Below are 4969 nucleotides of genomic sequence, written 5' to 3' on the forward strand. Positions count from 1 at the left end.
GTCTGTAGCTCATACGGCCCCCTGTGACGATGAGCGGGCATTGTAGGGGTGTAGGGGCATAGCCCCTACGGATAACGCCTCACACGCGGCCTTTGCGCCTCCGCGCCGGTGCTGATGATGATCCCGCGCATTTCGCCGCTGGACCCGTATCCACCCGTTGCAAACCCGCCTTTTTCTCCTGCCGTTTTCTGAACTGGTCACGGAGATAGATCACGCCGGCCGGCCGTTTGGGCGGTGTCTTGGCGCGGCCTCGGCCATCATGGTCGACCACTCGCGGGCTATCGTGCAGGTCAGCGACAGCCACTGTAGATCCGATGGTGCAATGGATCTGCCTTCGGGCGTGATGAGGTGGCCACCCTGGAACGAAAAACCGGCCCAAGGGCCGGTGAGTGTTTTATTTCGCATCCGCCAAACTCCATGTGGCGGGCCATGGTCGCCGCCGTAGCGTGAGCGCAGCAGCAAGCCACGCCAGAAGCCTTTTGACATAATATACATTATGCGAAATCGGCTCTGGCCTCGCTCAAGGCGCGGATGCGTTGGATTTGGCTATGGCTCACGTCTTGCCTGCCGTCTCGGACCCCCACCGATACGGAAATCGCCGCGTGACCCTCGATACCTACGACCGCATCGACCTTGCCGGCCCCTGGGCCGGCTTTGGTTTCCAGGGCCACCGCTTCTTCACTCCTGAGGGCCGGGACATTGATCCAGCCGGAATACGGTACTGGTCGCTGACATGCAACATCGCACGCGAATGGGCGCTGATGATGGCCGAGGAACGCGATGCGCGATCGGCAATGCCTGGAGAGCCTACTCTCACAAGGGTTCCAAGGTCATGGGTTTCTGCAGGTGGGAATGTGATCTACCTGCGGGACGTGCTACTGAAACGCCGGCAGCGACGCGATGAGCACCAACAGGCCGAGGTGGCCAACGTAATAGCCGTAGAACGCCCAGCGCAGGCGCGGGAGCGGCCACCAAACGTAGCCCAACGCCAACGCCGGCAACGCCGCCAGCGCCCACAGGTTGCGGTTGTACCAGCACAGCGCAGCCATGCAGAGCCACACCCCGAACGGAACGAACACCTGCAGCCTGCCGCCGCGGGACACAGAATACTGACCAAACACAGCAGCCAGCCCGCGCTGCTGACGGAAGCAGGACCAGCCAGCCACCACCAACCAAACGCCGGCCCACTGGTAGTCGACCAACAACGGGGCAATGACGCCAAATACGAACGCGTAGAGCCAATGCCGAGCATGCAATGTCCAGACGAGAAGCGCGGCGAGCGAGAACGTCAGCAGGACGTTGAGCGGCAACCAGCCACCGAACGCCCACGCGTGGAATGGCTGCGCCAGCAAACCCCAGCAGGCAAGGCGCAGCACCGATTTCGCATAATCGGCCCGTGGCTGTGCAAGGTTGTAGGCCATCACCAGCGCGAACACCGGGAACGCGATCCGCCCCAGTTCGGATAGCACTGGCACGTAGCCGCCGAAAAACACCTTGGCAACGTGATCGCCGGTCATCAACACCAGCGCAATCCACTTCAATGCCTCGCGGCCGCTGCTGGTCATGTCACATCTCCAACGACGTGGATGGAGTGGTGGTTTTGGTGCTGTATTGCTTCGACTCCGGGAAAGTGCCCTGTGTCCGAGCAGAGCGGCCCACAGCTATGCCGGCCAACCCGGGTGCGGGCGCCCCACCCTGCACCGCCTGTTGCTGCTGGACGGGCTGCTGTTCGTTCTCGCGCTGCTGGCGATACGGGTTGTAGACCGGGCCACGCTTAGCAATCGTGCGGCACTGCGGCTGGTCGAGGTCGTAGGCCGTGCCCTGCTCTGTCATGCACGTGCAGGACGCTTCCTTATGATTGCCCTGCGCATCCACACCGGCGAGCGAAGACATGCAGATCAACATGGGATCGGCGGTGATACTGCGGTCATCGAACACCGGTGCAGTCCACGGCATGGTGCCGAACCGGGGAAGGTGTTGCTTGGCATATTCGGTGGGAGATTCCCAACGCGGACCATCACGCCGTGCGGTGGTCGCAGACCCGCCAGGGGCCGCATCGGCTGACGCCGATTGCGTCCCCTTATCTGCGAGTTTGCCGGCCATCGCGCTGGGCTTGAGCATCGTGTAGGCGAGCCATCCAAGCGCGATGGCAAGGATGACCAATCCCGGCAACGCCAACACTTTCCACGGAATGCGCGGCTTGATGGTGTGCACCTCAGCCGACTTGTATGCGCCGAAGATCGGCGACGGCAGCAGCCGCGTTGTGCGCTGTGCAAGATCACGTTTCGCAGAGGACTTAATCTCCTCGTTCAGCTCGCCCCAGCGGAACACGTCGATCATCTTCGTGCCGAAGCGACGCACAACATGCGTGTGTGCACCGATCAATCCACGCACGAACGGATACAGCTGATTCGGCTGCTGAGTGGTCCACACAAAGTCGAGACCGCGATGACGATGCTCTGCAAGTTGTAGGACGTGTAGCGGCGTCTGTTGCCGCGTTGCATCGTGCAGATGGCCGAACCACTTCCACGCTTCGTCGACGAAGATCAGCGAACCATTCGGCACGACATGCGCCGTGCACTCGGCTTGCACGGACGTATCGTTGCACGTGCAAACCTCACCAGCCTTGACCGCATTCCACTGGCGTGCATCTTCGAGCGTCGTTGCTAACCCGTCCTGCAAGCCTGCGATGCCAGCTGCAAAAATAGGCCGCTCGGCGCGCTTCGATTCTTCGACCAGGCGCTCCATCATCAACGCCGTTTTGCCGTTGCCGGGTTGCCCGGTGTATAGCTCGATTGGCATTACGGCTTCGCTCCGAATCCACGCTTAAACAGGAACAGGCGGCCTTGCATGATGGCGTGCTTGGCCGCAATCGCAGAGATGACCATGGTCAATGCCTTGTCGAACTGAAGGACGCCAAACCACGCCATTGCGTCTGCGCCCAGCTGACCATTGCCATTGCCCATGCCTTCGGCGTAACCCTTGAGCAGGTCGATTGCAGGCTCCACCACCATCTTGATCGTGCCGAAATTGATGCCGAGCCACACGAGCGCGGTCATGATCCATAGGCCGATACGCGACTTGAACAGCCATGCAAGCGCGGTAACGAGTTGTGCAATTAACCAGGGCATTACGCGCTACCTCCCTGGCTCATCAAACGCAGGGACACCAGTGATGCCATGACCAACACAATCTGGCCGCCTAGCACCATCCATTGGCAAAATTTCGACGTATCGAAGTGCAACGTCTGGCCGAAAACCGCCACATCGGGAATCGTTGGACACGTGCGGCTGTAGCCGAAACCCTGCGTATCGAGTTCACCGGTTGGGTAGCCGTCCTCGCCATATCCCGACTCATCGGAAAACGCATCGGCCGGCTTGCCATCAGCACCGATATCAGCAGTGCCATTGCCAGTGATCGCATCACGAATTGCCTTCACGTCAGCGTTATTGCCAGTACCGCCGCCACTACTGTTCGCTGCCTTTTCGAGCGCACATGCAGCGCGCCATTGCATCAATAGTTGCGAGTACTCCAACGCTTTGCAGTTCTTGCCAACACACACAGGCATCGCAGCGCACGAACCGCCAGTGATATTGACCTCGCGGCGTGTATTGCAATCGATACGCCATTGAATGCGAGCCTGACCACACATGATGGCGTCGCCGCTACAGCTAGGGGGAGAGTCGCAGTTATCACCACCGGAGAACTGACTCTTATCGCCCTCTCCAGGCTCGTCAGGATCGCCATCGCCATCGCCATCCTTTTTACATGTGCCATCCGGTCCACGTACCTCACCCGCCGCGCACTGCCCGTCACCGGGCAAACACGAGCCGCTAGGCGACTTAATCTCACCCGCTGGGCAATCATTCTTCTTAGGCGCGCATGTGCCATCAGCCTGCAACAGCATTCCTTCTGGACATTTGTTGGTTGAACAGCCGCCTTTCCCGTCCGGAACCTGACCCTCTGGACACTCTTCCGTAGGCGGCGGTTCACACACGCCGAGGTAGCCGTTCCATCCATAGCCCTTGCCCATGGCGTCGCACGTCTTCTCCGGATCGGTCGGGCACACCGCGCCAGTACTGCCCCATGTCATGGAACCGTCGCCATTGCCGAACCACACACCATCGCAACCATTGCGACAACCAATGCTGCCATTGCGCGCGGTACCAACGTACGTTCCCCAAGGCCCGCCACCGGTGTAGCCCGGCTCCTGCTCGCACGATTTTTCGGTGAGGTAGTACTTAATGCCCAGAAAGGCCAGCGACCCATTCGAACAGAAGACGCGCACAGCGAGCGCACCGACGTCCCTAGAAGAGTTTCCTGGGTCCTTTTCAATATTCGGACCTGTGTACGAAGCGTTATTGCCACCGACCAGTTTGCAGGTATCAGGACCACGGGAATCCGCAAGCTGACGTGCCGCATTCCAGGCGTCGCCCTCGCTGCACATGTCAGAGGTTGCATCACAATTCGCTGCATGCGCCTTACCCATGCCACACCATGCGAGCGTTGCCGCTACAAGCACGTAAGCGAGGCGTCGTGCAATCGCGGATGCAAACACGCGTGCGAGCCAGCGCATTACTCGAAATCCACGAAAACAATCGCGCAGGCCACCAGCCATGCGCCCAACCAAATCCACCCTTCCATCGCCCCGTTCCCCTGCCCTATTCGATCCCCAAAAAAGACCGGCGGGAGGGTATCGGCCCTGTCCGCCGGTGGTCGTTACATGGCGCGGCGCACCCACTTGTAGACCTTGATGCCCACCATGACGGTCAGCACTGCACCGCCGATGGCAGCAATCGGGCCTGCCGCGCCCTGGATGGCCGACACAACGTCGCCCACGTCCACACCACCACCGCCAGCGGCAAACGCCGGAGCGGAGACGGTGGCAGCGGTACCGACAGCTGCGAGCGCAGCGGTCTTGTTCTTGAACAGGGTCTTCAGCTTCTGCATTGCAATGTCCTCCTAGGAC

At 60.5% G+C, this 4969-nt stretch carries 6 protein-coding genes and 1 pseudogene; 1 reads left to right on the forward strand and 6 read right to left on the reverse strand.

Features of this window, described 5'->3' with window-relative positions:
• Positions 1–210: 210 nt before the first annotated feature.
• On the reverse strand, positions 211–495 hold the full coding sequence (locus tag A7D17_RS25280) for a DUF3653 domain-containing protein (protein WP_425479642.1): 285 nt from the start codon (positions 493–495) through the stop codon (positions 211–213).
• A 53-nt stretch (positions 496–548) separates the two neighbouring features.
• Between A7D17_RS25280 and A7D17_RS25285 the strand changes: the two are divergent.
• Positions 549–782, forward strand: a pseudogene (locus A7D17_RS25285) (DUF3653 domain-containing protein); the annotation flags it as partial.
• A 93-nt stretch (positions 783–875) separates the two neighbouring features.
• Here the strand turns inward: A7D17_RS25285 and A7D17_RS18050 are convergent.
• From A7D17_RS18050 to A7D17_RS18070, 5 genes are all read right to left on the reverse strand, one after another.
• Complete coding sequence (locus A7D17_RS18050) at positions 876–1565, reverse strand: TraX family protein (protein ID WP_064510364.1); 690 nt, start codon at positions 1563–1565, stop codon at positions 876–878.
• A gap of 1 nt (position 1566) precedes the next feature.
• Positions 1567–2802 carry a zonular occludens toxin domain-containing protein gene (locus A7D17_RS18055; protein ID WP_064510365.1) on the reverse strand — a complete coding sequence of 412 codons (1236 nt, stop codon included), beginning with the start codon at positions 2800–2802 and terminating at the stop codon, positions 1567–1569.
• Positions 2802–3131, reverse strand: coding sequence for a DUF2523 domain-containing protein (locus tag A7D17_RS18060; RefSeq protein WP_064510366.1), 330 nt, complete (start codon positions 3129–3131; stop codon positions 2802–2804). Before A7D17_RS18060 ends, A7D17_RS18055 begins: the two co-directional genes overlap by 1 nt.
• Complete coding sequence (locus tag A7D17_RS18065; RefSeq protein ID WP_064510367.1) at positions 3131–4576, reverse strand: hypothetical protein; 1446 nt, start codon at positions 4574–4576, stop codon at positions 3131–3133. The genes A7D17_RS18060 and A7D17_RS18065 overlap by 1 nt, the downstream gene beginning before the upstream one ends.
• Before the next feature lie 143 nt (positions 4577–4719).
• On the reverse strand, positions 4720–4950 hold the full coding sequence (locus A7D17_RS18070) for a major capsid protein (protein ID WP_064510368.1): 231 nt from the start codon (positions 4948–4950) through the stop codon (positions 4720–4722).
• Positions 4951–4969 lie beyond the last annotated feature (19 nt).

Origin of the sequence: Xanthomonas floridensis, from assembly GCF_001642575.1 — a bacterium.
Taxonomy (GTDB): Bacteria; Pseudomonadota; Gammaproteobacteria; order Xanthomonadales; family Xanthomonadaceae; genus Xanthomonas; species Xanthomonas floridensis.